Here is a 26,602-nt window from a genome sequence, read left to right on the forward strand (position 1 = left end):
CCACCATGTCCGCGACCTCCTCCACCGTTTCCACGGCCAACGCCCTGCGGCGCCCGCGCGGCCCGCGCAAACCCACAGCGGCCGAGTCGACGCCGGACACCACCCCGGACAGCGCAGGGCCCGAGATCGACACCAGCTACCTCGAAACCCTGCTGGGCTACAACGCGCGCCGCACCGCGCTGGCCGTGATCACCGTGTTCCTGCGCCGCATGGAGCCCTACGGCATGCGGCCGGTGGACTTCTCGGTGGTCTCGGTGATCGCGCACAACCCGGGCGTGACCTCGCGCCAGATCTGCGCCGCCCTGGACATCCTGCCGCCCAACCTGGTCGGCATGATCAAAAGCCTGCACAAGCGCGGCCTGATCCTGCGCAAGCCCCACCCCACCGACCGGCGCGCGCAGGGCCTGCACCTGTCCGCCGCCGGCCAGCGCATGTACCGCGAAGCCCAGGCCACCGCCACCGCGCTGGAGCGCGACGTGGCCGAGAGCCTCTCGCCGGCGGAGCTCCAGACCCTCATCGGGCTGCTGCGCAAGGTGTACCGCCGCCCGGCCGCGCCGGCGCAATCGGGGTAAATCCGTAGGCTTTGCCTTTGCGCCACAGGGTGGCGGAACCCGCAGCTAGCAAACCGGTAGCGCGGGTCGTATATTGCGAGAACCAGACGGGCCCGTCGCAGGAGACCTCGCATGAGTGCCAAGGACAACGCTGCCGTGATGCAACTCTTCGACTTGCTGGAATCGCGCTATGCCCTGCGCGTGATCTGGGCCCTGAGCGACGGGCACCCGCAAACCTTCCGGCTCCTGCAGGACAGCGTGGGCGGCGTCACCCCGAACACGCTCAACACCCGCCTGAAGGAACTGCGCGCCGCCCGCCTCGTGGACCACGGCGGCAACGGCTACCGGCTCACCAGCCAGGGCGCCGACCTGGCGCGCCGCCTGGTGGAAGTGCAGCAATTCGCGGGCAAATGGTCACACCAGCAGGCGCGCGCCGCCCACCCGGCACCGGCCGGGACATAGAATCACGCCCCTGGACAGGCCGCTCAGCGCTGGCAGCGTCCCCCGGTGGCAAAAGGGCCACCCCCCACCCTTGAATCCGGGGCGTTCGGCCCCAATTGCCCTGCATGGCCGTCCTGGCCATTGATTTCACGCACATCCAAGACCCATGAGCCAGACGCCCAACAACACCGACCAGCCCGACCTGAACGCGCCCATGAGCCCCGAAGAGGCCCTGGCCGCCGAGGCCGCCAACCAGGCCGATGCCGTCACCGCCCTGACCCAGGAAATCACCACCCTCAAGGCCCAGAACGCCGACCTGGCCGACCAGTTCCTGCGCGCCAAGGCCGAGGCTGAAAACGCCCGCCGCCGCGCCGAGGAAGAGGTCAGCAAGGCCCGCAAGTTCGCCGTGGAAAGCTTCGCCGAGAGCCTGCTGGCCGTGGCCGACAGCCTGGAAGCCGGCCTGGCCATCCAGGAAGCCACGCGCGAGCAGCTGCGCGAAGGCACCGAGGCCACGCTCAAGCAGCTCAAGAGCGCCCTGGAGCGCCACAAGGTGCTGGAGATCAACCCGACCGGGGCCGCGAAGTTCGACCCCCACCAGCACCAGGCCATCAGCATGGTGCCCGCCGACCAGGAAGCCAACACCGTGGTGAGCGTGCTGCAGAAGGGTTACCTCATCGCCGACCGCGTGCTGCGCCCGGCCCTGGTGACCGTGGCAGCCCCCAAATGATGACCCGCCGGGCTTGAAATACCCACCGGTTATCCACACCTTCCCCACATCGTTTTTCACAACATCTTCACTTTTCGCATCGGAGCAACCACATGGGACGAATCATCGGCATTGACCTGGGCACCACCAACTCGTGCGTGTCCATCATGGAAGGCAACAACACCAAGGTGATCGAGAACGCCGAAGGCGCTCGCACCACGCCTTCGATCGTGGCCTACCAGGAAGACGGGGAAGTGCTGGTCGGCGCCTCCGCCAAGCGCCAGGCCGTCACCAACCCCAAGAACACGCTGTACGCGATCAAGCGCCTGATCGGTCGCAAGTTCACCGAGAAGGAAGTCCAGAAGGACATCAACCTCATGCCCTACTCCATCGTGGCCGCCGACAACGGCGACGCCTGGGTGGAAGTGCGCGGCAAGCAGATCTCGGCCCAGCAGGTCAGCGCCGACATCCTGCGCAAGATGAAGAAGACCGCCGAGGACTACCTGGGCGAGCCCGTCACCGAAGCCGTGATCACGGTGCCGGCCTACTTCAACGACGCCCAGCGCCAGGCCACCAAGGACGCCGGCCGCATCGCCGGCCTGGACGTCAAGCGCATCATCAACGAGCCCACCGCCGCGGCCCTGGCCTTCGGCCTGGACAAGCAGGAAAAGGGCGACCGCAAGATCGCCGTGTACGACCTGGGTGGCGGCACGTTCGACGTGTCCATCATCGAGATCGCCGACGTCGACGGCGAGAAGCAGTTCGAGGTGCTCTCCACCAACGGCGACACCTTCCTGGGCGGTGAAGACTTCGACCAGCGCATCATCGACTACATCATCGGCGAGTTCAAAAAGGAACAAGGCGTCGACCTGAGCAAGGACGTGCTCGCCCTGCAGCGCCTGAAGGAAGCCGCCGAGAAGGCCAAGATCGAGCTCTCCAGCTCGGCCGCGACCGACCTGAACCTGCCCTACATCACCGCCGACGCCTCGGGTCCCAAGCACCTGAACATCAAGCTCACGCGCGCCAAGCTCGAAGCCCTGGTGGAAGAGCTGATCGAGCGCACCATCGCGCCCTGCCGCACGGCCATCAAGGACGCCGGCATCAGCGTCTCCGACATCCACGACGTGATCCTGGTCGGCGGCATGACCCGCATGCCCAAGGTGCAGGAAAAGGTGAAGGAATTCTTCGGCAAGGAACCGCGCAAGGACGTGAACCCCGACGAAGCCGTGGCCGTGGGCGCCGCCATCCAGGGCCAGGTGCTCTCCGGTGACCGCAAGGACGTGCTGCTGCTCGACGTGACCCCGCTGAGCCTGGGCATCGAGACCATGGGTGGCGTGATGACCAAGATGATCACGAAGAACACCACGATCCCGACCAAGTTCGCGCAGACCTTCTCGACCGCCGAGGACAACCAGCCGGCCGTGACCATCAAGGTGTTCCAGGGCGAACGCGAGATCGCCTCGGGCAACAAGCTGCTGGGTGAGTTCAACCTCGAAGGCATCCCGAGCGCACCGCGCGGCATGCCGCAGATCGAGGTGTCGTTCGACATCGACGCCAACGGCATCCTGCACGTGGGCGCCAAGGACAAGGGCACCGGCAAGGAAAACAAGATCACCATCAAGGCCAACTCGGGTCTGTCGGAAGAAGAGATCCAGCAGATGGTGAAGGACGCCGAGCTCAACGCCGCCGACGACAAGAAGAAGGTCGAGCTGGTGCAGGCCCGCAACCAGGCCGAAGCCATGGTGCACAGCGTGAAGAAGTCGCTGGGCGAGCACGGCGACAAGCTCGAAGGCGCCGAGAAGGAAGCCATCGAAGCCGCGCTGAAGGACGTGGAAGAAGCCGCCAAGGGCGAGGACAAGGAAGCCATCGAGGCCAAGACCGAAGCCCTGATGGCCGCCAGCCAGAAGCTGGGCGAGAAGGTCTACGCCGCGTCGCAAGCCGAAGCCGCCGCCGCCGGTGGTGCCGCTGAAGGCGCCGAGCAGCAGGCCAGCAGCAAGCCGGCCGACGACGACGTGGTCGATGCCGAAGTCAAGGAAGTCAAGAAGGGCTGATCGGGGCCCGCTTCCCACCCCATTCGCCGCGTCCGGGCAACCTGACGCGGCGTTTGTGTTCCACCCAAGCAGTTAGAGACCATGGCTAAACGCGATTTTTACGAAGTGCTGGGCGTGCCCAAGAACGCCGGCGACGACGAGATCAAGAAGGCGTATCGCAAGCTCGCGATGAAGCACCACCCCGACCGCAACCAGGGTGATGCGGCCAAGGCGGCCGAAGAGAAGTTCAAGGAGGCCAAGGAGGCCTACGAGATGCTGTCGGACCCGCAGAAGAAGGCGGCCTACGACCAGTACGGCCACGCGGGCGTGGACCCCAACATGCGCGGCGGCCCGGGCGGAGCCGAGGGCTTCGGGGGTTTCGGCGATGCGTTCGGCGACATCTTCGGCGACATCTTCGGTGGTGCGCGCGGCGGCCAGCGCGGCGGGCGTCAGGTGTACCGGGGCGCCGACCTGTCCTACGCGATGGAAATCTCGCTGGAAGAAGCCGCCGCCGGCAAGGAAACGCAGATCCGCATCCCGTCGTGGGACAACTGCGAAACCTGCAGCGGCACCGGCGCCAAGCCCGGCACCAGCGTGAAGACCTGCACCACCTGCCACGGGCAGGGCTCGGTGCAGATGCGCCAGGGCTTCTTCAGCGTGCAGCAGACCTGCCCCACCTGCCACGGCCAGGGCAAGATCATTCCCGAGCCCTGCACCGTCTGCCATGGCCAGGGCAAGATCAAGCGTCAGAAGACGCTGGAGATCAAGATCCCCGCCGGCATCGACGACGGCCAGCGCATCCGCAGCACCGGCAACGGCGAACCGGGCCAGAACGGCGGCCCCTCGGGCGACCTCTACATCGAGGTGCGCCTGCGCAAGCACGACATCTTCGAGCGCGAGGGCGACGACCTGCACTGCCAGGTGCCGGTGAGCATGACGGTGGCCGCCCTGGGCGGCGAGATCGACGTGCCCACGCTCGCGGGCAAGGCCACCATCGACCTGCCCGAGGGCACGCAGAGCGGCAAGACCTTCCGCCTGCGCGGCAAGGGCGTCAAGGGCGTGCGCAGCAGCTACCCCGGCGACCTGTACTGCCACGTGGCGGTGGAAACGCCGATCAAGCTCACCGAGCACCAGCGCAAGCTGCTCAAGGAGCTCGACGAGTCGTTCAAGAAAGGCGGCCACAAGCACAGCCCGAACGACAAGGGCTGGTTCGAGAAGGCGAAGTCGTTCTTCAGCTGATCTGAACGCAAGGGCCTGAAAACAGAAAAGCGACGCTGATGCGTCGCTTTTCTGTTTGTGGCGGTCAATTCAGGACGTCGACGGCTCAGGCGTTGTCAGGTGACAAAGGAGAAGGCCCGTATTCATTGGAACCGGCGTCGCCTTTTCGCGCGAAGAAAACGATCAACACGATGCCGCCGAGCAAGGGGATAAAACCGATCAGCTGCCACCAGCCGGATTTGCCGATGTCGTGCAGACGACGGGTCGCAACCGCAATGAAAGGCAAGAGAACGCCCAACGCGAAAATGCTGCCCAGAACACCGGCCTCCGCCTCTTTCGACCACAGGCCAAGGGCGTGATCAAGCATGGTCAATGCGAAATACCCCACCAGATAAAAGAGGACGAAATACCAGTACTCCGCCCGTTGCGCGCGCCCGCTGAACGTCGCGTACTTCTTCAAAACAATGGTGATCCAATTCATACTCACTCCCTCCATAAAAACAATTAGATTTGATTCAATTCGACGCCACCTTGGCACTGTAGCCAAATTCCGGGCCGGTACACCACCTTGAAGCGCTCGCAGGCCAACGGCATGTCTTCGGTGAAGGCGCGCCCATGCAAGGCGCACTCGCGCTGGAAGAACTGCTCGTGAGCTTCGCGCCAATACCCCAGCGAACCATCGCCCTCGCCCTCCGTGGCCGCGAACTCGGCGCTGACCTGGTTGAAGGGGATGAGGTCCACAGCCATGGTTTCGATGACACATTGCGGCACACCGGCCCAGTTGGTCACGACGCTGAGGTCGCCCGGCTCCGGCGCGCGCTTGCCCTGGGCCTCGAAGGTCCAGAAGGCCGAAGCCGTCGCGCGCTTCGTGCCGGACAGCACAAGAGCGGCCAGTGAATCCGCCAGGGCCTCGCTGTCGGCGAAGTAAAACGCTTCGTAGAACCGCGATTCGTCCACGCCGGCGCTCGACGCGACAAAGGCCTGCCAGAACTCGGCGATGGGGGGAGGCATTGGTGACATGGCCGGCATTGTGAGGGAAGCACATGGCATCAGGGCTTGGCGCCACCGGAAGCCCCGCGAAGGACGGTGAGCTGCTCACCGAGCCAGCGACCGCTCTCGACCGGCGCCCGCTCACCACACCGGACCTGGTACGGCCGGCCCGACAGGCTGCTGCGCGACGCGGCCAGCTCGATGAACTGCTCCGCGCTCTGCACCGTGCCCCGCTTCTCGATGTAGGCCAGCTTGTCCAGCAAGTGCGACTTGGCCCGCGCACCATCGTGCCAGCTGCCGTTGCGCAGGAACTGGCAGTGCGACGTTTCGAGTCGGTTCAGCAGGGCGTCGATCTCCGCGCGCACGGGTGCGGGGGTGGGGTCGGCAAGCACCAGACCCCCCACGCAAGTCAGCACGATGAAGCACAGGGCGTGAAGTCTGCAGCGTTGCATCAGGTTCGCCTCCAGAAGAACCACTGTAGCGCTTGGAACTATCCCCTTCATTGGAAGCATCGATTGACTAAGGTCGATAGTTTTTGACAAACTAGAGACTGATTCCCCTTCCACTCAGGAGCCCCCATGGCCGAACTGATCCGCCAAGTCCGACCCGCCTGGGCCCAGCTGACCCAGAGGGAGTTGCCGTTGCCGCCCCATGCCCTGCGCAACGCCCTGCTCGCACTGGGCACCGGCCTGCTGCTGATGGCGGGCCTGGCCTCGCTCAGCACCTTCTGGGCGCCCACGCGCGCCTGGTGGGACGCGGCCGAGCATGGCAGCGCCATGGCGGCCGGCGTGCAGGCCTCGCTGCTGGCGGCGGTGGCCACCGCCGTGGGCGCGCTGCCGGTGTTCCTGGTACAGCGCGTGAGCAAGCTGCAGGAAGCCGCCCTGCTCTCGTTCTCGGCCGGGGTGATGCTGGCCGCAGCGATCTTCGCCTTGTTGCTGCCGTCGCTGGACGCGGGGCAGGCGCTGTTCGAGGGCCGCGCCAGCGCCGCCGCGCTGACCGGCGTGGGCCTGGCGCTGGGCATGGGCCTGATGCTGGCCGTGGACCGCTTCACGCCCCACGAACACGCCGTGCTGCCCCCGGCCGCGCCCGGTCACGCCATGGCCCACAGCGCCACCGCCGCGCAGGGTGCCCGGCTGATGGTGCTGGCGATCCTGATCCACAACGTGCCCGAAGGCCTGGCGGTGGGCGCGGCCTACGCCGGCCCGCAGGACGCGGCGGGTGCACAGGCCGGTGCCTCGGTGGCGCTGGCGATCGGCCTGCAGAACATGCCCGAAGGCCTGATCGTGGCCATGGCCCTGCGCACGCTGGGCCGCAGCGCGGCGCAGGCCTGGGGCGTGGCCGCGCTCACCGGGCTGGCCGAGCCGCTGGGCGCCATCGTGGGCCTGTGGGTGCTGGGCAGCCTGCCGGTGTTCTACCCCCTGGGCCTGGCGCTGGCGGCGGGCGCCATGCTGTTCGTGGTGAGCCATGAAATCATTCCCGAAACGCACCGCAGCGGCTTCGAGACCCTGGCCACCGGCACCTTGCTGGCGGGCTTCGTGTTCATGCTGATGCTCGACGCCGTGCTGGCCTGAGGAAGATCCCGCCGGGCGGCCTTGAGCGGGCGCACACGCTGCCTTATGCTGTAACCAGACGTATTTCCAATGGTTGCCGAACCCACGACCGCCGCCACGGCGATGGCAGGTCGTCGGGTTTTCTTGCGCTTCGGCGGGAGGACAGAGCGTGATCGAATGGCCCAGCTTGATCCTGAAGCTGCTCCCGGTGGCAGAAAACGCGCTGATGCCTGGCAAGTTCAAGGAACTGCAGGGCCGGCTCAGTTGCCAGGCGCTGTTCCACGACATCCGCAAGAACCACCACCTCAAGCGGGCCCTGCGGCTGTCCTGGATCTCGGCGGCACAGGCGATCGTCAATGCCTGCGAAGACGACATGAAGCTGTGTCCCGACAAGGAATTGCGGGACGACTTCCAGCGCTACCTGCCCGTGTTCACGGGCGCGATGAACCAGGTGCGCGAGGCGGCCTGCAATCTGTCCAGCAAACAGGACCTGCCCGATTCCCTGATCGACGATTTCGTCTACCACTTCGTGGAGAGCATGCCGGCCCACCTGGCCTTCAACGCCGGGCATGCCGGCAAGCAGTACGTCACCGACCGCTTCCTGAGCGACCTGCGTGACATCACCTGTGCGCCCGAAGCGCTGCCGCAGGCGCTGGTGTCCCGGGCCGGGTTGGGCGTCACCAGCGGTTCTGACCAGCCCCGAACCTTCGGCACCCTGATGTTCGACGATTTCGCGCGCGTGCTGCAGGACCCGGCGGCCTACCCCGCCGCGAACGCGAGCTTCCTGCAGGTCCAGCACGACGTGCTGAAGGAACTGAGCCGGGAGAACCTCGTCATCAGCCAGCGCCTCATCAAGCTGGTGTCGGGCCTCGACGAGCGGATCGACCAGCGGCTGGCGCAAGACCCGCTGGCCTGGCTCAAGGGCGAGCTGTTCGAGCGCCTGGACGACCTCTCGGGGCAGATGTCCGGTGTGGACGACAAGGTGCAGCAGCTCGGCGACAAGATCGACACGCTCCCGAATCTCATCGACGAGCGGGTCACCCGCGCGCTCAAGACCAGCTTCGGGGAAGCCGGCATCCGCGCCGTGCTGCACGAGGCCCCCAGCGTGGCCGACTGGCACGACCCCCTGATGCAGGCGGGGGCACCGGACCACACGCGCCTCATCCACTACTGCCTGTTCGAGGAACCGGCCCGCTTCCATCAGATCCGGGCCACGTTCCACCGCGTTCTGGAGAACATGCGGATCAACGACGCGCTCGACCTGCTGCCCTGGCATGTGCCGTCGATCGAGTACCGCGAGCAGCAGGCGCCGCGCTATTTCCAGAACGCCCTCGCCTCGCTGTGCGGCGAACAGCATTGCGCCACGGTGCTGGAGATGGGGCCTCACCTGGGTGCCAGCGTGGCCTGCGAGCCCGGGTTCGCGGACCGCCTCGACGCCCTGCAATGGCAGGAGGACGGTGAGCCCGGCGTCGACATCGACCTGCCCAACGACCTCGGCAAGCGCAGCAAGGCGGCCCGGCGCGGCGTGTTTCCCCTGACCGTGGAAACCCACCTCGCCCTGTCCACCGTGATGAGCGGCAGGAACCTGCGCATCCTGCTGCGCGCGAAACCGGCCGACGTGTCCAGGCCGGCGGCGTGTTTCCTCACGTTCATGGAAAGGCTGGGCGTGACGGTGGAGGCGGCCGATGCCCTGCACAAGGACAAGACCTGGGTGCTGCGCTACCTGCAGACGCTGCTGGGCATCACACCCAGCTACATCGAGAACCCCTACCCGCGCCTGGAGCACTACACGCTCGAAGACGCCGGCCGCTACCACGGCCGGGAAGCCGAGCGGGACGCGGCGCTCGCCCTGCTGGCCCGGCGGCGGCGGGACGGCCGGCCCGCCGTGCTCGGCGTGCGCGGGCCCAGCGGCTGCGGCAAGTCGTCCTTCGTCCAGGCGCGGCTGGTCGCGGCCCTGGCCAAGAAAGGCCACAAGGCGCTCACGCTGCGGCGCACCGACTTCCTCGGCGCCGACGGCGAGACGGTGGAGGCCGCCCGGCTGCTGACGGAAAAGATGCGCTTCGCACTCGGTCAGCCCGAGACCGAGGAGCTCGCCACCCTGTACCAGGGACAACCCGCCTTCGTGGTGCCCAGCTGCTGCCACCACCTCGCCAAGCTGCTCAAGAAGGCGGGCGAGCCGCGCATGGTCATCTGCATGGACCAGTTCGAGGAAATCGTCGACGACCTTGCCGATGGCAAGTCCGTGCCCGAATGGACCTCGTTGCTGGGCATCATCGACCACCTCGCGGCGCTGCCGCACATGGCGATCGTCTTCACGCTGGAAGACAGCCGCTTCGACAAGCTGGCCTCGGTGGCCGGCGCCAGCGTGGTCGGCGACCCGGACTGGCTGCGGCTGGACGACGGCCACCCCGACTTCCTGCGCACCATCGTGCAGGCGCCGCTGCGCGAGGCCGGTTTCGAGCTCGACGAGGCCATCGTCACCCGCCTGGTGAACGAGGCCATCGAACTGGACCAGAGCAACGGCGACATCGGCTCGCCCTTGCCGCTGCTCTCGCTGAAGATGCACAACCTGTTCCGCGAGATCCGGGCGCGCGGGCTGGACGGCAATGTCGATGCGCCCGAGAAAATCAACGCCCACACGCTGGGCGGCGTGTCCCTGTCCATCGCGGAGGAAATCGAAGCCCTGGCCGAAGAGGCCTGGCGCCGCTCGGGCGCGGAAGACAACGACCTGGCCCACTTCCTGCGGCCGCTGGTGCGCGTGTCCAAGAGCGACGCCGAAGGCGCCCGGACCAACATCGTGCTGGGCACTGTCAAGGCGCGCGAGTTCTCCACCGAGCGCAAGGTCGACAAGGCATTCACGCGGCTGCGGCTGCTGGTGCCGGCGGCCAGCGGCTGGCGCCTGGTGCACGAAAGCGTGATCCACCGCTGGAGGCGCTCGGCCCAGTGGTTCGCCGACACCAAGGACGAGCTGGCCCGGGAGGCCGCCCTGAGAAAGGACGCCGAAGCGTGGCACGCGCAGGGCCGGCCGCCCTGCACCGAGGCCACGGCGGACCAGATGGAAGCCGCCGTGCTGGTGCTGCAGGCCCAGATCCGCAACTGGGCCACGGACCTGCCGGTGAGCCTGCCGGACGCCGAGCGCCATCTGTGCGACCACGCGCTGGCGATCTTCGATCTGTCCGACACGCCGCTCCAACCCGTGCCCACCTCCACGCGCGGCGGCCTGTACGTGCATCTCGCGGCCTCCTACGGCTGCACGGACCTGATGCGCCGCTACGCCCTGCGGGACCCCGCGTCCCTGCACGCGAACACGCAGGAACACCGATCGCCCCTGCATTGCAGCGCGTTCTCGCAGGCCGAGACCACCGCCTACCTGCTGACGCAGAACGCCGACCTCCACCAGGAACAGAAAGGCGGTGGGACCGCGCTGGACATCGCGACCTGGGTGCAGCGGGAGGACATCCTGGACCTGCTGCTGGCGGCCCTGCCGACACCCCGCACAGACGCCGCCCTGCCCGGCCAACCCCTGCTGGCCGCGGCCCAGGTGGGCAACCTCGCCATCGTGCGCAAGCTGGAGGCCGCCGGCTACGACCACACCGCGATGAACCCGCAGAAGTGGACCGCCCTGCATTGCGCCGCCACCAACGACAACCTCGACGCCTACCGCCACTTTCTGTCCCGCGGCGACCTGGAAGCCGAGAACGAGCATGGGCTCACCCCCATCGACGTGGCAGCGGCCAACGGCCACTGGAAGCTGATCCAGGCGAGCTTCGCCCACGAGGCGACCGGCCGGATCCTGGCCGGCAAGCGCAGCACCGGGTGGACCACGCTGGGCCTGGCGGCCGACTGCAAGCGCTACAAGACGGTGGAGATGCTGGTGCCCATCTGCGACCCCAACACCACCTTCGACCCGTCCGGCGCCTACGAGGGCTACACCGCGCTCCACCTGGCGCTGCACGAGTACGACAAGGACCGTGAGAGCGCGTCGCAACGGCTGCGCAACCAGACCGCGCTCACCGTCGAGGCGCTGCTGTCCTCGCCGAAGACCGACGTGCTGATCCGGGCCAAGGGCAAGAGCGCGCACGAGATGGCCACCGGCCTGCCCGCGCTGCAGGCGGCCATCCTGGCCCACCCCAGCTTCGACCCGCTGCGGCCGACGGACGAGGGCTGGACCGAGCTGATGCGGGCCGCGAAATCGGGCGACCGGGCGAAGGTCACGGCGCTGTTCGAGCAGGTCAAGAGCCGCACCCACCTCGACCACGTCGCCGAGGACGGCACCTCGCTGGCGCTCCTGCTGCTCCAGGCCGGCATGGCCGATCTCGTCCAGCCCTTGCTGGAGGCCGGCGAGGTCGATCCCTGGAAGGCCGGCAACGGCTACCCCGGCCTGCTGCTCGCCGCCGACACCCCGGCCACGCAAGACCTTTTCCAGTGGATCCTGGCCGCCATCCCCGAGCGCCTGCAGCCCGCCACGACGGCGCGCATCCTCACCGACCTCATCGCCCGCGACACCGCCCGGGAAACCGACGGCGCGCTGGCGCAGCAACTGCTCGCGCGCACCGACCTGACCGGCGACACCCGCTCGCTCTCCCACACCATGATCAGCGCCGTCCAGCTCGGGCGCCTGGGCATGTTCCTCCTGCTCGAAAAGCACGGCCTCGAACCGGCGCTGCCCGACGCCTGGGGTCGGCAAATCGAAGACCTGGCCAGCGACGCCGTGCGCGAGGCGCTGCTGAACCGCCGCCGGCTGTTGTCCTGACCCCCGCCAACTCAAGCAAGGCCACGACATGAGCAGCACCTTCCACCCCTCCAACCCGGCCTGGGAACGGGTCAGCGGCAGCCAGGCCATGAAAGCCCGCCTTCAGGAAGGCGGCTGGCGCCCGGAGCACGACCCGGACGTGGTCCTGCACAGCATGACCCTGCCCTACTACCCGGGCCGGCGCCTGATCATGGCCACCTGCCCGCACTGGAAGCCCGAGTCCACCGCGCTGTACTGGCTGGTGGGCGCCGACGACATCTACCGGCTCAACGGTGTCTCGCCGCCGATCCACGAAGCGAACGCCAAGTCCAACCAGCGCATCACCGAGGACGCCGCCCTGGCCTACATGGGCTTCTTCTGCTTCTTCGTGCGCGGCGAGGAAGGGCCTTTCGCCATCATCGAAACGCTCGACGACCCGTACCTGCCCCCCGCGATGAAACAGGCGGGAGATGCCGATGAAACGGAATCCAGGGAACGCCGGCTGCTGGCGCTGCGCCACCAGAGCCCGCGCTACCACGGCACCGATGCCGACGGCAAGTTCCGGTACTCGGCCTGCGTCTTCTATTCCAACGCGATCTTCGTCGCGGACCTGCTGGTCCACCCCGGCGGCATGGTCGAGATGCAGAACGACACCCCGCTGCTCGGCGACCTGCCGTGCCGGGTCGACGCCCCCCTCACGCTGGCCCGGGAGTTCCAGCCCTGAGCACAGACCTGGCGTGCATGCTGTTACCGGATGCCACAGGGAAGCGGGACACGCGCCGATAAGATCGGGCGGATGAACGCAAGAAGCCACGCCCGGACCCTGCTCGCCGCCCTCACCGCCACCCTGATCGCCGCACCCGGCTGGGCCCAGACCCCGACGCCGACACCATTGCCGGCCCCTGGCGAATTCGAGAACTGCCTGAACGGCCTGCGCGCGCCGGCGCGCGCGGTGGGCGTGAATGAAGCCAGCTTCACCCGCTACACGCAGGGCCTGCAGCCCGACATGAGCGTGATCGACAAACTGAACTTCCAGCCCGAGTTCCGCACCGCGATCTGGGACTACCTCGCTGGCCTGGTGGACGAGCAGCGCGTGGCCGAAGGCAAGGCCCTGCTCACCCAGCACGCGGGCACGCTGCAGCGCGTCCAGGAACGCTTCGGCGTGGACCCGGCCACGGTGGTCGCCGTGTGGGGCGTGGAGAGCAACTTCGGCCAGACCTTCGGCAAGTCGCCGCTGGTGCAGTCGCTGGGCACGCTGTCGTGCTTCGGCCGGCGGCAGGCCTACTTCCGCACCGAGTTCTACGCCACACTGCGCATCCTGCAGGCCGGGCACATCACGCCCGAGCGGCTGGTGGGCTCCTGGGCGGGCGCGTTCGGCCACACGCAGTTCATGCCCAGCACCTTCGAGCGTCTGGCGGTGGACTTCGACGGCGACGGCCGCGCCGACCTGATGGACAGCACGCCCGACGCCCTCGCCTCGACCGCCAACTTCCTTGCCAAGGCCGGCTGGCAGAACGGCCAGCCCTGGGGCTTCGAGGTGAAGCTGCCGCCCAACCTCAACACCAGCGGCGAAGGCCGACGCACCAAGCGCACCATGGACGACTGGTCGGCGCGCGGCGTGCGGCGCGTGGACGGCTCGCCCCTGCCGGCCGGCGGCAGCGCCGGCCTGCTCACGCCCGCCGGGCCGCTGGGGCCGGCCTTCCTGGTGCTGCGCAACTTCGATGCGATCTACAGCTACAACGCGGCCGAGAGCTACGGCCTGGCGATCGCGCACCTGTCGGACCGGCTGCGCGGCGACGGCCCCTTCGTCACCCCCTGGCCGACCGACGACCCCGGCCTCTCGCGCGCCGAGCGCCGCGAGGTGCAGACCCTGCTGATCGCCCGCGGCCACGACATCGGCGAGGTCGACGGCATGCTGGGAGAAAAGAGCCGCGTGGCGATCCGAGCCGAGCAGACACGGCTGGGCCAGGAGAGCAACGGGCGCGCCGGCCAGAAGCTGTTGAAGGCGCTGCGCGGCGGCTGAAGTCAGCGGCCCGCGCGGGCCAGGTTGCGCGCCAGGCGCTCGCCCGCCGCGCGCAGGCGCTCATGCAGCGCGGGCGGCTCCAGCACGTCGAAGTCCACGTCCATCGCCATGAGCCAGTAGGCCAGGGAATCCAGCGACTCCAGCTGGCCGGCACCGCAGCGCATGAGGCAGCGCGTGTCGTCGATGGCTTCGAGCGTGGCGGCCGAAGCCGGGATGATGCGCGCCATCGCCTCGCGGGGCCGGTGCAGCACCACCCGCGCCTCATCGCCGTGCTGCACCCCCGCGAGCGTGCCCGACACATAGGCGCGCAGGTCGCCTGCCGGCGCGGCCCGCGGTGCAAAGTGCGCCCCGGTGCTCGGCGCGCCTTCCACGCGGTCGATGCGGAAGGTGCGCCAGTCGTCGCGCGCCGGGTCCCAGGCCACCAGGTACCAGCGGCTGCCGGTGTGCACCAGACCCTGCGGCTCCACCGTGCGCACGCTGCTCTGGCCGCGCATGTCGCGGTAGCGGAAGCCCACCTGCAGCTGGTCGCGGCAGGCGACGGCCAACAGGGCCAGCACCCCCGCGTCGATGGTCGGCCCACCGCGTTGCAAGGGCACGATGGCCGCGCGCAGCGCGCCCGTGCGGCGGCGCAGCCGCGTGGGCATCACCTGCTCCAGCTTGACGAGCGCGCGCAGCGAGCTCTCTTCCACCCCGCTCACGGTGCCCGACGCGGCGACCTGCAGCGCGATGGCCACGGCCAGGGCCTCCTCGTCGTCCAGCAGCAGCGGCGGCAGCGACTGGCCCGCACGGAACGCGTAGCCGCCGGCCACGCCGCTGCTGGCGTGGATCGGGTAACCGAGCTGGCGCAGGCGGTCGATGTCGCGCCGCAGGGTGCGGGGGTGGACCTCCAGCCGATCGGCCAGCTCGGTGCCCGCCCAGTGGCTGCGGGTCTGCAGCAGGGACAACACGCGCAGCAGCCGTGAAGACGATGAAAGCATGGCGCCACTCTACCTCGGATCGAGGGCCGAATCTGTCCGCAATGGGCGCGACATTGCAGGCACGTGCCCGACGCGGTGTCGAGCCGAAGTCACAACCCCTTTTTCAGGAGCCCACCATGTCCCAGATCGTTCTCTACTGGCACCCCATGTCCAGCGCCACCCCGGTCGCCTGCGCCCTCGCCGAACTCGGCGTGAAGCACGAGCGCGTGAAGATCGACATCACGCAAGGCGAGCAACGCCGGCCCGACTACCTGGCCCTCAACCCCAACGGCAAGGTGCCCACGCTGACGGTGGACGGCGCACCCATGTTCGAGGCGCTGGCGATCGAGATGTGGCTGGGCGAAACCTACGGCGTGCAGAAGGGCCTGTGGCCGGCCTCGGGCACGCCCGAGCGCCTGCAGGCCATGGCCTGGAGCACCTGGTCCTACGTGACCTATGGCGCCCAGCTGGTGCGCCTGCAGGCCGCGCGCGACCTGGGCACGCCCGACGACGCGCACGGCAGATCGGCACACAAAGGGCTGGATCAGTTGCTCGCACTGCTGGACGCGCGCCTGGCGGCGCAGCCCTGGATGCTGGGCCCCGCCTATTCGCTGGTGGACCTGATCGTGGGCTCGGTGATCGGCTACAGCGCCTACATCGGCGCACCAGTGGGCTCGCACCCGCACGTCGCGGCCTGGCTCGGCAAGGTGCAGGCGCGGCCGGCGATGCAGATCGACGCCTAAAGCTTCACCGCCGTCCCACTCACGGCGACCATCATCATCCCGTTGGTCTCGCCCAGCACCTCGTAGTCGAAGTCGATGCCGATCACGCCGGTGGCGCCCATCTCGCGCGCCGATTCGATGAGGTCTTCCATGGCGGCGTCGCGCGCGCCCGAGAGGGCCCGCTCGTAACCGCCGGCGCGGCCGCCCACCACGTCGCGCACCGACGAGAACAGGTCGCGGAAGATGTTGGCGCCGATGATGGCCTCGCCGTGCACGATGCCCAGGTACTGCGACCGCTCCACGCCCTCGGGCGTGGTGGTGCTGAGAAAGAAGCCGTCCTTGCTTTTGGAAAACCAGCCCATGTGAAAACTCCCGCCAACGCACCGCCCGGCGGGTGCCCGGGCATGGTACCGTGGGCCACCCCTCCAACGAAAGCTCCCATGCCAGGCTACCAGGTCCGGACCGAGACCCTGAGTCTCGGCGGCGAAGACTGGCACATCCGTCGTCTCCTCGACGACCAGCAATACACCGACACCCAGCACCACGCAGCCGACATCGGCCTGCCACCGGCGGGCTGGTCGCATTTCGGTCAGGTGTGGCCCTCCTCGCGCGTGCTGGCACTGGCCATGCTCACCCACCCCATCGCGGGCCTGCGGGTGCTGGAGATCGGTGCCGGCCTGGCACTGGCCAGCCTGGTGATGCACCGGCGCGGCGGCGACGTCACGGTGAGCGACTGGCACCCGCTGACCGAAGAATTCCTGCGGCACAACCTCGCGCTCAACGGTCTGGGCCCGATGCCCTACCAGGCCGGCAACTGGGAAAGCACCGCCGCCACCGACAACCCGGCCCTGGGCCGCTTCGACCTCATCGTGGGCAGCGACCTGCTCTACGAACGCCAGCAGCCCGCGCAGCTCGCGGCCTTCATCTTCCGCCACGCCTCGCCCACGGCGGTGGTGATCATCGTCGACCCGGACCGCGGCAACCGCGCGGCCTTCGGCCGCGACATGGCCGCGCTGGGCTTCACGCTGAGCATGCAGGCCGCCGACCGGCAGCTGGAAGACGGCGAGACCTACAAAGGCCGCTTCCTGAGCTTCACGCGCTGAACTGCGGCGGCGCTCAGTGCGCGCCGCCGGCGTCTACCGCCGCGCCAAGCACCGGCTTGGAGAACCAGATCACCGCCACCAGCACGAAGAACAGCGCCGCCGAGAGGTAGAACAGGTCGGTCACCGCCAGCGTGTAGGCCTGCTGGTTGATCATGCGGTCGATGTTGGCCAGCGCCTGCTCGCGGCTCAGGCCGCTGCCCATGAGCTGGTCCAGCGTGGCCATGGCGGTGGCGTTGCCGGTGTGGATGGACTCCACCAGCTGCGCGTGGTGCAGCGAGGCCCGGCTGTCCCACAGCGTGGTGAACAGCGAGGTGCCCACCGCACCGGCCGTGATGCGCACGAAGTTGGACAAACCGGCGGCCGACGGCGTCTGCTGCGGCTGCAGGCCCGAGAACACGATGGCCTGCAAGGGAATGAAGAAGAACGCCATGGCCGCCCCCTGCAACAGCGTGGGGATCAGGATGGTCATGAAATCGGCCTGGGTGTTGAAGTGCGAGCGCATCCACAGCACCAGGCCGAAGCCGATGAAAGCCACCGTGGCGAGCTTGCGCGGGTCGATGCGGCTCACGTTCTTGCCCACCCAGGGCGAGAGCACGATGGCCAGCAGGCCCACCGGCGCGGTGGCCAGCCCGGCCCAGGTCGCCGTGTAGCCCATGTGCTGCTGCAGCCACAGCGGCAGCAGCACCACGTTGCCGAAGAACAGGCCGTAGGCCACGGACAGCGCGAGCGTGCCGGTGACGAAGTTGCGCCGCGCGAAGAGGCGGATCTCCACGATGGGGTGCTTGTCGGTCAGCTCCCAGGCCAGGAAGAACAGGAAGCTCACCACCGCCACCACCGCCAGCGCGATGATCTCGCCCGACGCGAACCAGTCCAGCTCCTTGCCCATGTCGATCATGATCTGCATCGCACCGACGAACAGCACCAGCAGCACCAGGCCGATCACGTCCAGCGGCACGCGGCGCGGACCCGGGTCGCGGCTGCGGTAGATGGACCAGGTGAGCGCGGCGGCCACCAGGCCCACCGGGATGTTGATGTAGAAGATCCACGGCCACGAGATGTTGTCGGTGATCCAGCCGCCCAGCAGCGGCCCGGCCACCGGCGCCACCAGCACGGTCATGGCCCACATGGCCATGGCGGTGCCCGCCTTCGCGCGCGGGTAGCTCGCCAGCAGCAGCGTCTGCGACAGCGGGATCATCGGGCCGGCCACCAGGCCCTGCAGCACGCGGAACGCGATCAGCAGGCCGATGTTGGGCGCCAGGCCGCACAGCCACGAGGCGACCACGAACAGCAGCACGCTCATGGTGAACAGGCGCACCTGCCCGAAGCGTTGCGTGAGCCAACCGGTGAGCGGCACCGAGATGGCGTTGGCCACCGCGAACGAGGTGATCACCCAGGTGCCCTGCGCCGGGCTCACGCCCATGTCGCCCGCGATCGCGGGAATGGACACGTTGGCGATCGAGGTGTCGAGCACGTTCATGAACGTGGCCAGCGACAAGGCCAGCGTGCCCAGCACCAGCTGAGCGCCCTTGAGGGGCTCGAACACCGGCGGCGAGGCACTCGGCGCCGGGGCCGGTGTCGGGGCCTCGGTGGGCAAGGCCCCCGAGGCGGGGAGAGCGTGGCTGTCGGCCATGGTCGATCAGCGCCGCTTCAACGGACCAGGGCCAGCGAGTCCGACACCACCGGGATCGCCGGTGCCGCGGGCGCGGCGGGCTTGCGCACCGCCGCCGTGGCGCGCGCGGTGCCGCCGCCGTGCTGGCCGATGATCTGCTGCACGCGCGTGTCGGCCTCGCGGTTGTCCTGCTCGAACACGGCGGTCTGCACTTCCTGCGAGGCGGCGGCCGCATCGGCCAGCATGCGGCCGTCGGTCTTGCTCACGTCCACGCGCGCTTCCATCGACAGGCCCAGGCGCAGCGGGTGGTCCACCAGTTCCTTGGCGTCCAGGCGCACGCGCACCGGCACGCGCTGCACCACCTTGATCCAGTTGCCGGTGGCGTTCTGCGCCGGCAGCAGCGCGAAGGCCGCGCCCGTGCCCGCGCCCAGGCCCTCGATGGTGCCGTGGTACGTCACGTTCTTGCCGTACACGTCGGCGCTGAGTTCCACCGGCTGGCCCAGCCGCAGGTTCTTGAGCTGGCTTTCCTTGAAGTTGGCGTCCACCCAGACCTGGTCGAGCGCGATCACCGACAGCAGCGGCGAGCCGGCCGGCACGCGCTGGCCCAGCTGCACGTTGCGGCGGGCCACGTAGCCAGCCACCGGCGCCTGCAGCTCGACGCGCTTGAGCGCCACGTAAGCCTCGCGCACGCGGGCCGAAGCGCGCAGCACGCTGGGGTGCTGGTCGACCGCGATGCCCTCGGTCAGCGTCTGGTTCGAGGCCAGCTGTTCCTTCGCGGCGAGCACGGCCGCGCGCGCGGCCTCGGCGCTGCTGCGCGCGGCGGCCAACTGGGCCGTGGCGTGCTTGAACTCTTCCTGGCCGACGGCACCGGAGGCCACCAGCGGCTGGCGCCGCGCCACGTCGTCCTGCAGGCGCTGCAGGTCCGCCTGCGCGCGCGCCAGGTCCGCTTCGCGCAGCGCGATCTGCGCGCCCTGGGTGCGGTTGTTCGCGTACAGCGTGCGCACCTCGCGCACAGTCTGCGCCAGCTGGGCCTCGGCCTGTTCGAGCGCGATCTTCGCGTCCGTCGGGTCCAGGCGCACCAGCCACTGGCCGGCCTGCACGTGGTCGTTGTCGTTGGCGTTGATCGCCACCACCGTGCCCGCCACCTGCGGCGTGATCTGCACCAGGTTGCCCTGCACGTAGGCGTTGTCGGTGGTCTCGAAATGGTTGAGCACCAGCGCCCAGTAGGCGGCGTAGCCCAGGCCGGCAGCAAGCACGACCGCGCTCACGGCGGTCAGGGCTTTCTTGCGGGCGGGGTTGCCTTGCGGTGCGGTGTTGTCGGAAGGGGTGGTCATGAGAGGCTCCGGTTGTCGGTGAGCAAGATAAGAAGAAAAGGAATCAGTGCGAGGCCGGGGCGTCGGTCTCGAAGCCGCCGCCCAGGGCGCGCACCAGCGCCACCTGGGTGGACAGGGCCCGCGCCTGCAGGTCCACGGTCTGGCGCCGCTGACTGAACAGCGAGGTCTCGGCGCTGAGCACGGTGAGGTAGCCGCTCAGGCCCGCGCGGTAGCGCTGGGTGGCGATGTCGTAGGCCGCCTCGGCCGCACTGCGCGCCTGCGCCTGCTGCTCGCGCTGGCGCTCCAGCGACTGGCGGGCATTGAGCTGGTCGGCGGTTTCTCGCACCGCTTCGAGCACCGCGCCGTTGTAGCTTTCCACCGCGGCGTCGAGGTCGGCCGTGCGGGTGCGCAGTTGCGCGCGCAGGCGGCCGGCGTCAAAGATCGGCAGGTGGATCGCGGGGCCGATGCCGTAGTGCTGGCTGCCCGAATCGACCAGGCGGTCCAGCCCGATGCTGGAGAGGCCCACGAAGGCGGTGAGGCTCACGTTGGGATAGAACTGCGCCTTGGACACGTCCACGCCCTTGGTGGCGGCTTCCATGCGCCAGCGCGCGGCGGTGATGTCGGGGCGGCGGCCCAGCAGGTCGGCCGGCAGCACCTCGGGCAGCGCCAGGGTGCGCAGGGCCTGCAGGTCGGGCTTGAGCTGGTCGAAGCTCTGCGGCGGCAAGGCGGCCAGCGCGGCCAGCGCGTGGCGCGCGGCGGCAATCTGCTCGTCGATCTGTTCGATCTGCACGCGCGCATCGGGCAGCGCGCCCTCGCCCTGCTTGAGTTCCACGCGCGTGTCCAGCCCGGCGTCCACGCGCTGGCGGATCAGGCCCAGCATCTGCTCGCGCTGGGTCAGGGCCTGCTGCGCCACCTCGCGCTGCGCGAGCAGGCGGCCCAGCTGCACATAGGTCTGCGCCACGTTGCTGGCCAGCACGTTGCGCGCGGCCTGCAGGTCGGCCGCGGCGGCGCGCTCGCTGCCCACGGCCGCTTCGATCGCCGAACGGTGCAGGCCGAAGAAGTCGAACTCCCAGCTGCCCGCGATCTGCGCGTTCGCCAGCGTGCGGGTGGAACCGCCCAGCGGCGCGGGATAAATGCTGTTGGCGCTGAAGTGCTGGCGCGTCGCGTCGGCGCTGCCGTTGATCTTCAGGCCGTCGTTGGCCTCTTCGCCCGCCGTGGCGGCCTGGGCGCGCCGCAGACGAGCCTCGGTCACCTTGAGGGACGGCTGGGCCTGCAAGGCCTGGTCGATCACGCGGACCAGGGACTCATCGCCCCAGGCGCGCCACCAGTCGGCCGGCACCGCCAGCGGGGCCGCACCGGTCGCGGGCTGCGCCAGGCCCACGGCCTGCGCCGCCAGCGCGGTGGATTGCGACTGGATGCCGGCGCTGCTGGCGCAACCGGCGAGCACGGCGGCCATCGCCACCGCGGTCAGGGCCACGGCGGTGCGGCGGGCGGGAGATATTTGATAAGGCTTCATTTGCTTAGGCAAGTAATGGATTCAACAAGGCGGCAAGGCAGGTGTTCACTGGCGGGCCGTCAGCCCGAGTCCTTCAGCGCCTCGCCCGTCTCGACCATGCGGTTCAGGTAACCGATCAGCGCCTGCCACTCCGTCTTGCTGAAGCCGGCCAGGTGCTGGTTCATCACGTCGGCGAGCACCTCGGGCACGTGCTCCATGGCGGCCTTGCCTTCGGGCGTGAGTTCCACCACCACCACGCGGCGGTCTTCGGTGGAGCGCACGCGCGTGCAAAGGCCCTTCTTTTCAAGTCGGTCGAGCAGGCGCGTCATGGCGCCGGCGTCGATCTGCGACCAGCGTGCGAGCTCGGCCACGGTGGCCGTGCCCTGCATGCGCAGCTTCATCAGCGGCCCCCACTGCGCGGTGGTGAGGTCGTGCAGGCACAGGCGCTTGTCGGCCTGGTAGACGATGGACATCATCACGCGCTTCATGAGGTAACCCACGCTCTGGTTGGGCGTGAAGTTGTGACCGTCGTAGAACGCGACTGGTGGGGTGGTGCGAGGCATGCCGCGAATATACATGCCTAGGCAATATTTGTCTTGGCTTCAAAAAAACCCGCGAGCACGACAGGGCCAAGAAAAGCCGGCCCGAAAAAACAAAAGGCCCGCGATGCGGGCCTTCTTGCGGGGTCCTGGCCGGGAGGGCCAGGGGGCGATCAGCCGCCCTTCTTCGAGCGCTTGCCCGGGTTCTTCTTGCTGCGCGTGGCCACGCCACGCTCCAGGCTCACGCGCTGGCCGCGGCCGGGCGTGGTCAGGGTGACGCCAGCGACGGGCTTCGGACGGGGAGTGGCTTTGCGGTCGGCTTCGGTGACGATTTTGTTGCCCATGGCTGGTTCCTGAGAGAGATTGCAAAAGCCGCTATTAGGCCATAGACGAGGGCCCCTCTCCCAACCGCCCGCCCGCCCCGCAGAACGGCGGGGCCCGGCGCCCTCTGCCAATACCCCGCGGCCTTAGTCGGTTTTTCCAGACAAAGCCCCGCAACAGCCCTAGCATTGATTCTGTAATGAATCAACGTTTCATATACAAAACGCCAACATCCACCCGCAGGCTCCCATGAACGACGCACTTCACGGCACCCGCGCAAGCCACCCGACCACCGGCAGCTTGCATCCCGCGATCGAATTCATCGGGGTGGACAAGCGATTCCCCGCACGGGGCAAGAACCCCGAAGTGATCGCCGCGCGCAACGTGACGCTGTCCATCCAGCCGGGCGAAGTGGTGTCGCTGATCGGCCCCTCGGGCTGCGGCAAGAGCACCCTGCTCAACATGGGCTCGGGCCTGGCCAAGGCCTCGGCCGGCACCGTCAAGGTCAACGGTGAAGTGGTCACCGGCCCCAACAAGCACGTCGCCTTCATGCTGCAGAAAGACCTGCTCATGCCCTGGCGCACGATTTCGCAGAACGTCGAGTTCGGCCTGGAGCTGCGCGGCGTGCGCGCCGCCGACCGCGCCGCCATCTCCGAGAAGCTGCTGGCCCAGTGCCACCTCAAGGGCTTCGGCAACAGCTACCCGCACCAGCTCTCCGGCGGCATGCGCCAGCGCGCCGCCATGGCCCGCACGCTCGCGGTCGACCCCATCGTGCTGCTGATGGACGAGCCCTTCTCCGCCCTCGACGCGCAGACCAAGATGATCCTGCAGCAGGACCTGGCGCGCACCGTGGCCGAGCACAAGAAGACCGTGCTCTTCATCACCCACGACCTGGCCGAAGCCGTCGCGCTGTCCGACCGCATCCTGGTGATGAGCGAGCGCCCCGGCACCATCGTCGAAGAGATCGTGGTCGACATCCCCGGCCGCGACAACCCGATGGCGCGCCGCAAGCACCCCGCCGTGGGCGACTACGTCTCGCGCCTGATGGACCTGCTCAAGCTCGACGCGCAGACCGACGTGCACTGAATCCCGCCTCCCCTTTTCCATTCACCCACCTGCCCCTGGAGTTGCCATGAAGATGACCCGCGCTTTCAACGGAACCCGCCGTGCCTGCCTGAGCCTGCTCGCCGCTGCGGCGCTGGCGTCGCCCCTGGCGGCCCATGCCCAGTTGCAGGAAATCACCTACCTGCTGCCCGCCCCGGGCACGCTGCCGGCCTTCGGTCCCTGGATGCTGGCCCAGGCCAAGGGCTACTACGAGCAGGAAGGCCTCAAGGTCAACTTCGTCACCGCCCGCGGCGGCGTGGACGTGGCCAAGCAGATCGGTGCCGGCAACGCCGTCATCGGCGGCGCCATCGGTGACACCCCCATCATCGCCCGCGCCCAGGGCATCCCCGTCAAGGCCGTGGCCGTGCTCGGCGCCGGCTCGCTCACCCAGCTCGTGAGCCACAAGGACGAGAAGATCGAAAGCCCGCGCGAGCTCAAGGGCAAGACCGTCACCGTCCTGGCCTACACCGACACCACCTACTACGCCCTGCTCGGCATGCTCAGCAAGGTCGGCCTGACCAAGAACGACGTCAACATCCAGGCCGCCGGCCCCGCCGGTGTGTGGCAACAGTTCGCCGCCAAGAAGGCTTCGGCCATGGCCGGCGTGCCCGACTGGACGGTGAGCGCGATGGAAGCCGGCGCGCAGGTCGACATCCTGCCGGCCGACATCTACTTCAAGAGCATGGCCCAGGCCATCCTGGCCTCCGACGAGACCATCGCCAAGAACCCGCAGCTGATCCAGAAGCTGGTGCGCGCCACGCTCAAGGGCATGAAGGACATCATGGCCGACCCCAAGGCCGCCACCACCGCCTACGTGGCGCACGTGCCGGTGCACAAGGGCAAGGAAGCCAGCATCCAGAAGGCCTTCGAGCTGTTCAACAAGTACGTCTACGCCGCCCAGAAGGTGCCCGGCACGATGGACGAAGCCCGCCTGGCCGAGCTGCAGAAGTTCTACGTCACCAACGGCGTGGTGCCCAAGGAGACGCCGGTCAAAGAGCTCTACACCAACCAGTTCGTGACGGCCAAGTAAGCCGCGCGCCCTTCTTACCGCCATTGAGAGTCGCGAGATGAAAGACCTACTGCAGCGCTACAGCACAGCGCTCTGGAGCCTGCTGGTTCTGGTGCTGTTCATGGGAACCTGGGAATACCTGCCCGGTGTCCTGGGCGTGCCCGAATTCGTGCTGCCGCCGTTCTCGCGCGTGTGGGAAGAAGCCGTGCGCATCTGGGGCAGCGAGCGCCTGCTCTGGCACGCCGGCATCACCGGCGCGGAGGTCGTCATCGGTTTCATCCTGGGCTCGCTGCTGGGCGCGCTGATCGGCTACGCCCTGGGCCTCTCGCCCAAGGTCGAAGCCGTGCTCTCGCCCTACCTGCTGGCGCTGCAGATCGCCCCCAAGGTGGCGTTCGCGCCCCTGTTCGTGATGTGGCTGGGCTACACCATGTACCCCAAGATCCTGGTGGCCGTGCTGATCGTGTTCTTCCCGGTGCTCATCAACGTGCTCTCGGCCATGCGCACCATGGACCACGACCTGATCAACCTCGCGCGCTCCTTCTCCGCCACCCGGCTGCAGGTGTTCCGCATGGTCGAGTTCCCGACCACGCTGCCACCCCTGTTCTCGGGCCTGCGCATCGCCAGCACGCTGGCGGTGATCGGCGTGGTCGTCGGCGAACTCGTGGGCGGCAACATGGGCCTGGGCTACATGCTGGTGTTCTTCGAGGGCCAGGGCAACACCGCCGGTGTGTTCGTGGTCATCGCCGCCCTCACCGTGATCGGCATCATTGCCTACTACGCCGTGGTGATCGCCGAGAAGCGCGTGCTCCACTACCTGCCCAGCGCCGAGCGGCGCGTGGCCTGAGGAAAACCATGGCACAAGAAATCCAGCTCACCGGCCGCCGCGTCCTCGTCACCGGCGCCGCCCGCGGCCTGGGCGCGAGCTTCGCGCAATCCCTGGTGCAGGCCGGCGCGCGCGTCGTCATCAGCGACGTGCTGCACGACGCCGGGCAGCAGCTCGCCAAGGACCTCGGGCCCAACGCCCACTACGTGCCGCTGGACCTGCTCGACGCGGCCGGCGTGCGCGCCGGTGTGGACGCCGCCGCGCAATGGCTGGGCGGCCTCGACGGCCTGATCAACAACGCGGCCATCACCAACTCCGGCGGCAAGGGCATGGGCGAGCTCAGCCCCGAGACCTGGGACCTGGTGATGGACGTGAACGTGCGCGGCACCTGGCTCGTCACCGCCGCCGCGCGCCCCCACCTGGCCGCCGCCGGTGGTGGCCGCGTGGTCAACATCGCCTCCGACACCGCGCTGTGGGGCGCGCCCCGCCTGCTGGCCTACGTGGCGAGCAAGGGCGCGGTGATCGCCATGACCAAGTCGCTGGCGCGCGAGATGGGCGAGGACGGCACCACCGTCAACGCCATTGCCCCCGGCCTCACCCTGGTCGAAGCCACCGCCTACGTGCCGCAGGAGCGGCACGAGCACTACCTCAAGGGCCGCGCGATCCAGCGGCCGCAGATCCCCGAAGACGTCAACGCCGCCGCCCTGTTCCTGCTGACACAGGCCAGCGGCTTCATTACCGGTCAGCTGCTGCCCGTCAACGGCGGCTTCACGATGAACTGAAAAGGAGAAAACCGATGAGCACAGCCACCATCACCAAACCCGCAGCGGCCAACGCGCCCGTGTTCAACGAACGCGGCCTGATGGACGCGAACATTCCGCCCGAAGCCGACACGCAGCGCGTGATGATGCGCCAGGAAGGCCAGACCTTCGCGCAGTGGATGGACAGCCGCGTGGCGCGCAAGAGCACGCGCAGCTACGACTGGGACGCGCTGAAGTTCCAGGCCGACTTCGACCCCAAGTACCGCCGCGCGCAGATGCGCTACGTGGGCACCGGCGGCACCGGCGTGAACAAGGACACCAACACCGTGCCCGCCGCCCACTTCACCTTCTCCACCATGGTGATCCCGGCCGGCAACATCGGCCCCTCGCACATCCACTACGACGTGGAAGAAATCTTCTTCGTCATGCGCGGCGCCATGAAGGTGGTCTGCGAGAAGGACGGCGAGCGCTGGGAAACCATCGTCGGCGAGCGCGACCTGATCTCGGTGCCGCCCGGCGTGTACCGCGAAGAGCACAACGTGGGTGACGAAGACGCGCTGATGTGCGTGATGCTGGGTTCGCCCAAGCCCATCACCCCCACCTACC

The 26,602-nt window shown here is 68.5% G+C and carries 26 protein-coding genes; 16 read left to right on the forward strand and 10 right to left on the reverse strand.

Annotated elements, in window-relative coordinates:
• Window positions 1–5 precede the first annotated feature (5 nt).
• The 5 genes from AC07ZS_RS10530 to dnaJ all read left to right on the forward strand — a co-directional run bounded on the left by AC07ZS_RS10530 (window position 6) and on the right by dnaJ (window position 4,967).
• Window positions 6–572, forward strand: coding sequence for a MarR family winged helix-turn-helix transcriptional regulator (locus AC07ZS_RS10530; RefSeq protein WP_494798547.1), 567 nt, complete (start codon window positions 6–8; stop codon window positions 570–572).
• A 111-nt stretch (window positions 573–683) separates the two neighbouring features.
• On the forward strand, window positions 684–1,013 hold the full coding sequence (locus AC07ZS_RS10535; RefSeq protein ID WP_494798548.1) for a winged helix-turn-helix transcriptional regulator: 330 nt from the start codon (window positions 684–686) through the stop codon (window positions 1,011–1,013).
• Window positions 1,014–1,158: 145 nt separating this feature from the next.
• Window positions 1,159–1,719, forward strand: a complete 561-nt coding sequence (grpE, locus tag AC07ZS_RS10540) for a nucleotide exchange factor GrpE (RefSeq protein ID WP_494798549.1) — start codon at window positions 1,159–1,161, stop codon at window positions 1,717–1,719.
• 92 nt (window positions 1,720–1,811) lie between these two features.
• On the forward strand, window positions 1,812–3,749 hold the full coding sequence (dnaK, locus tag AC07ZS_RS10545; protein WP_494798550.1) for a molecular chaperone DnaK: 1,938 nt from the start codon (window positions 1,812–1,814) through the stop codon (window positions 3,747–3,749).
• Between the two features lie 81 nt (window positions 3,750–3,830).
• Window positions 3,831–4,967 (forward strand): molecular chaperone DnaJ, encoded by a 1,137-nt coding sequence (gene dnaJ / locus AC07ZS_RS10550; protein ID WP_494798551.1) that lies wholly within the window; start codon window positions 3,831–3,833, stop codon window positions 4,965–4,967.
• Window positions 4,968–5,052: 85 nt separating this feature from the next.
• On the opposite strand, the gene AC07ZS_RS10555 is transcribed toward dnaJ, so the two are convergent.
• From AC07ZS_RS10555 to AC07ZS_RS10565, 3 genes are read right to left on the reverse strand one after another with little or no spacing between them, the layout of a single operon-like run.
• Window positions 5,053–5,427 (reverse strand): DUF805 domain-containing protein, encoded by a 375-nt coding sequence (locus AC07ZS_RS10555; RefSeq protein WP_494798552.1) that lies wholly within the window; start codon window positions 5,425–5,427, stop codon window positions 5,053–5,055.
• A gap of 23 nt (window positions 5,428–5,450) precedes the next feature.
• Entirely contained in the window at window positions 5,451–5,975 is a 525-nt protein-coding gene (locus AC07ZS_RS10560) for an ASCH domain-containing protein (protein WP_494798553.1), read from the reverse strand.
• Between the two features lie 20 nt (window positions 5,976–5,995).
• Window positions 5,996–6,388 carry a YfeK family protein gene (locus AC07ZS_RS10565; RefSeq protein ID WP_494798554.1) on the reverse strand — a complete coding sequence of 131 codons (393 nt, stop codon included), beginning with the start codon at window positions 6,386–6,388 and terminating at the stop codon, window positions 5,996–5,998.
• Window positions 6,389–6,514: 126 nt separating this feature from the next.
• Here AC07ZS_RS10565 and AC07ZS_RS10570 point away from each other — a divergent pair, with 126 nt between their 5' ends.
• The 4 genes from AC07ZS_RS10570 to AC07ZS_RS10585 all read left to right on the forward strand — a co-directional run bounded on the left by AC07ZS_RS10570 (window position 6,515) and on the right by AC07ZS_RS10585 (window position 14,241).
• The gene (locus tag AC07ZS_RS10570) at window positions 6,515–7,507 is read left to right on the forward strand and encodes a ZIP family metal transporter (protein WP_494798555.1); all 993 of its coding nucleotides are present in this window, start codon (window positions 6,515–6,517) and stop codon (window positions 7,505–7,507) included.
• Between the two features lie 148 nt (window positions 7,508–7,655).
• Window positions 7,656–12,239 (forward strand): nSTAND1 domain-containing NTPase, encoded by a 4,584-nt coding sequence (locus AC07ZS_RS10575; RefSeq protein ID WP_494798556.1) that lies wholly within the window; start codon window positions 7,656–7,658, stop codon window positions 12,237–12,239.
• Window positions 12,240–12,267: 28 nt separating this feature from the next.
• Entirely contained in the window at window positions 12,268–12,942 is a 675-nt protein-coding gene (locus tag AC07ZS_RS10580; protein WP_494798557.1) for a hypothetical protein, read from the forward strand.
• Window positions 12,943–13,014: 72 nt separating this feature from the next.
• Window positions 13,015–14,241 (forward strand): lytic murein transglycosylase, encoded by a 1,227-nt coding sequence (locus AC07ZS_RS10585; RefSeq protein ID WP_494798558.1) that lies wholly within the window; start codon window positions 13,015–13,017, stop codon window positions 14,239–14,241.
• Between the two features lie 2 nt (window positions 14,242–14,243).
• Here the strand turns inward: AC07ZS_RS10585 and AC07ZS_RS10590 are convergent, their stop codons facing one another.
• Window positions 14,244–15,218 (reverse strand): helix-turn-helix transcriptional regulator, encoded by a 975-nt coding sequence (locus AC07ZS_RS10590; protein WP_494798559.1) that lies wholly within the window; start codon window positions 15,216–15,218, stop codon window positions 14,244–14,246.
• Between the two features lie 116 nt (window positions 15,219–15,334).
• Here AC07ZS_RS10590 and AC07ZS_RS10595 point away from each other — a divergent pair, with 116 nt between their 5' ends.
• Window positions 15,335–15,940 (forward strand): glutathione S-transferase family protein, encoded by a 606-nt coding sequence (locus AC07ZS_RS10595; RefSeq protein ID WP_494798560.1) that lies wholly within the window; start codon window positions 15,335–15,337, stop codon window positions 15,938–15,940.
• Here AC07ZS_RS10595 and AC07ZS_RS10600 read toward each other — a convergent pair.
• Window positions 15,937–16,281, reverse strand: coding sequence for a heavy metal-binding domain-containing protein (locus AC07ZS_RS10600; RefSeq protein ID WP_494798561.1), 345 nt, complete (start codon window positions 16,279–16,281; stop codon window positions 15,937–15,939). The genes AC07ZS_RS10595 and AC07ZS_RS10600 overlap by 4 nt on opposite strands.
• 78 nt (window positions 16,282–16,359) lie before the next feature.
• On the opposite strand from AC07ZS_RS10600, the gene AC07ZS_RS10605 reads away from it, so the two are divergent.
• Window positions 16,360–17,022 carry a class I SAM-dependent methyltransferase gene (locus AC07ZS_RS10605; RefSeq protein WP_494798562.1) on the forward strand — a complete coding sequence of 221 codons (663 nt, stop codon included), beginning with the start codon at window positions 16,360–16,362 and terminating at the stop codon, window positions 17,020–17,022.
• Between the two features lie 13 nt (window positions 17,023–17,035).
• Here the strand turns inward: AC07ZS_RS10605 and AC07ZS_RS10610 are convergent, their stop codons facing one another.
• The 5 genes from AC07ZS_RS10610 to AC07ZS_RS10630 form a co-directional block, all read right to left on the reverse strand.
• A complete protein-coding gene (locus tag AC07ZS_RS10610; RefSeq protein ID WP_494798563.1) occupies window positions 17,036–18,652 on the reverse strand; it encodes a DHA2 family efflux MFS transporter permease subunit in 1,617 nt (538 codons plus the stop codon).
• Between the two features lie 17 nt (window positions 18,653–18,669).
• Window positions 18,670–19,965, reverse strand: coding sequence for an HlyD family secretion protein (locus tag AC07ZS_RS10615; RefSeq protein WP_494798564.1), 1,296 nt, complete (start codon window positions 19,963–19,965; stop codon window positions 18,670–18,672).
• A 43-nt stretch (window positions 19,966–20,008) separates the two neighbouring features.
• Complete coding sequence (locus AC07ZS_RS10620; protein WP_494798565.1) at window positions 20,009–21,421, reverse strand: efflux transporter outer membrane subunit; 1,413 nt, start codon at window positions 21,419–21,421, stop codon at window positions 20,009–20,011.
• Window positions 21,422–21,519: 98 nt separating this feature from the next.
• The gene (locus AC07ZS_RS10625) at window positions 21,520–22,002 is read right to left on the reverse strand and encodes a MarR family winged helix-turn-helix transcriptional regulator (RefSeq protein WP_494798566.1); all 483 of its coding nucleotides are present in this window, start codon (window positions 22,000–22,002) and stop codon (window positions 21,520–21,522) included.
• A 149-nt stretch (window positions 22,003–22,151) separates the two neighbouring features.
• Window positions 22,152–22,322, reverse strand: a complete 171-nt coding sequence (locus AC07ZS_RS10630) for a hypothetical protein (RefSeq protein ID WP_171020127.1) — start codon at window positions 22,320–22,322, stop codon at window positions 22,152–22,154.
• Between the two features lie 226 nt (window positions 22,323–22,548).
• Here AC07ZS_RS10630 and AC07ZS_RS10635 point away from each other — a divergent pair, with 226 nt between their 5' ends.
• The 5 genes from AC07ZS_RS10635 to AC07ZS_RS10655 all read left to right on the forward strand — a co-directional run.
• Window positions 22,549–23,385: an ABC transporter ATP-binding protein gene (locus AC07ZS_RS10635; RefSeq protein ID WP_494798567.1), complete on the forward strand. Its 837-nt coding sequence runs from the start codon at window positions 22,549–22,551 to the stop codon at window positions 23,383–23,385.
• A gap of 46 nt (window positions 23,386–23,431) precedes the next feature.
• Window positions 23,432–24,433 (forward strand): ABC transporter substrate-binding protein, encoded by a 1,002-nt coding sequence (locus tag AC07ZS_RS10640; RefSeq protein WP_494798568.1) that lies wholly within the window; start codon window positions 23,432–23,434, stop codon window positions 24,431–24,433.
• Window positions 24,434–24,470: 37 nt separating this feature from the next.
• Window positions 24,471–25,256 (forward strand): ABC transporter permease, encoded by a 786-nt coding sequence (locus tag AC07ZS_RS10645; protein ID WP_494798569.1) that lies wholly within the window; start codon window positions 24,471–24,473, stop codon window positions 25,254–25,256.
• A gap of 8 nt (window positions 25,257–25,264) precedes the next feature.
• Window positions 25,265–26,017: an SDR family oxidoreductase gene (locus tag AC07ZS_RS10650; protein WP_494798570.1), complete on the forward strand. Its 753-nt coding sequence runs from the start codon at window positions 25,265–25,267 to the stop codon at window positions 26,015–26,017.
• Window positions 26,018–26,139: 122 nt separating this feature from the next.
• On the forward strand, window positions 26,140–26,602 hold a 463-nt coding region (locus AC07ZS_RS10655), incomplete at its 3' end, for a cupin domain-containing protein (protein ID WP_494798572.1).

It is taken from the genome of Hydrogenophaga sp. GW456-12-10-14-TSB4 (genome assembly GCF_059424305.1).

Coding starts and splice junctions, on each gene's coding strand:
- AC07ZS_RS10565 (WP_494798554.1), bottom strand. CDS start 6,388: ATGCAACGCTGCAGACTTCACGCCCTGTGCTTCATCGTGCTGACTTGC.
- AC07ZS_RS10625 (WP_494798566.1), bottom strand. CDS start 22,002: ATGCCTCGCACCACCCCACCAGTCGCGTTCTACGACGGTCACAACTTC.
- AC07ZS_RS10585 (WP_494798558.1), top strand. CDS start 13,015: ATGAACGCAAGAAGCCACGCCCGGACCCTGCTCGCCGCCCTCACCGCC.
- AC07ZS_RS10640 (WP_494798568.1), top strand. CDS start 23,432: ATGAAGATGACCCGCGCTTTCAACGGAACCCGCCGTGCCTGCCTGAGC.
- AC07ZS_RS10530 (WP_494798547.1), top strand. CDS start 6: ATGTCCGCGACCTCCTCCACCGTTTCCACGGCCAACGCCCTGCGGCGC.
- AC07ZS_RS10615 (WP_494798564.1), bottom strand. CDS start 19,965: ATGACCACCCCTTCCGACAACACCGCACCGCAAGGCAACCCCGCCCGC.
- AC07ZS_RS10600 (WP_494798561.1), bottom strand. CDS start 16,281: ATGGGCTGGTTTTCCAAAAGCAAGGACGGCTTCTTTCTCAGCACCACC.
- AC07ZS_RS10635 (WP_494798567.1), top strand. CDS start 22,549: ATGAACGACGCACTTCACGGCACCCGCGCAAGCCACCCGACCACCGGC.
- dnaK (WP_494798550.1), top strand. CDS start 1,812: ATGGGACGAATCATCGGCATTGACCTGGGCACCACCAACTCGTGCGTG.
- dnaJ (WP_494798551.1), top strand. CDS start 3,831: ATGGCTAAACGCGATTTTTACGAAGTGCTGGGCGTGCCCAAGAACGCC.
- AC07ZS_RS10645 (WP_494798569.1), top strand. CDS start 24,471: ATGAAAGACCTACTGCAGCGCTACAGCACAGCGCTCTGGAGCCTGCTG.
- AC07ZS_RS10560 (WP_494798553.1), bottom strand. CDS start 5,975: ATGCCGGCCATGTCACCAATGCCTCCCCCCATCGCCGAGTTCTGGCAG.
- grpE (WP_494798549.1), top strand. CDS start 1,159: ATGAGCCAGACGCCCAACAACACCGACCAGCCCGACCTGAACGCGCCC.
- AC07ZS_RS10605 (WP_494798562.1), top strand. CDS start 16,360: ATGCCAGGCTACCAGGTCCGGACCGAGACCCTGAGTCTCGGCGGCGAA.
- AC07ZS_RS10590 (WP_494798559.1), bottom strand. CDS start 15,218: ATGCTTTCATCGTCTTCACGGCTGCTGCGCGTGTTGTCCCTGCTGCAG.
- AC07ZS_RS10630 (WP_171020127.1), bottom strand. CDS start 22,322: ATGGGCAACAAAATCGTCACCGAAGCCGACCGCAAAGCCACTCCCCGT.
- AC07ZS_RS10650 (WP_494798570.1), top strand. CDS start 25,265: ATGGCACAAGAAATCCAGCTCACCGGCCGCCGCGTCCTCGTCACCGGC.
- AC07ZS_RS10580 (WP_494798557.1), top strand. CDS start 12,268: ATGAGCAGCACCTTCCACCCCTCCAACCCGGCCTGGGAACGGGTCAGC.
- AC07ZS_RS10535 (WP_494798548.1), top strand. CDS start 684: ATGAGTGCCAAGGACAACGCTGCCGTGATGCAACTCTTCGACTTGCTG.
- AC07ZS_RS10610 (WP_494798563.1), bottom strand. CDS start 18,652: ATGGCCGACAGCCACGCTCTCCCCGCCTCGGGGGCCTTGCCCACCGAG.
- AC07ZS_RS10570 (WP_494798555.1), top strand. CDS start 6,515: ATGGCCGAACTGATCCGCCAAGTCCGACCCGCCTGGGCCCAGCTGACC.
- AC07ZS_RS10555 (WP_494798552.1), bottom strand. CDS start 5,427: ATGAATTGGATCACCATTGTTTTGAAGAAGTACGCGACGTTCAGCGGG.
- AC07ZS_RS10595 (WP_494798560.1), top strand. CDS start 15,335: ATGTCCCAGATCGTTCTCTACTGGCACCCCATGTCCAGCGCCACCCCG.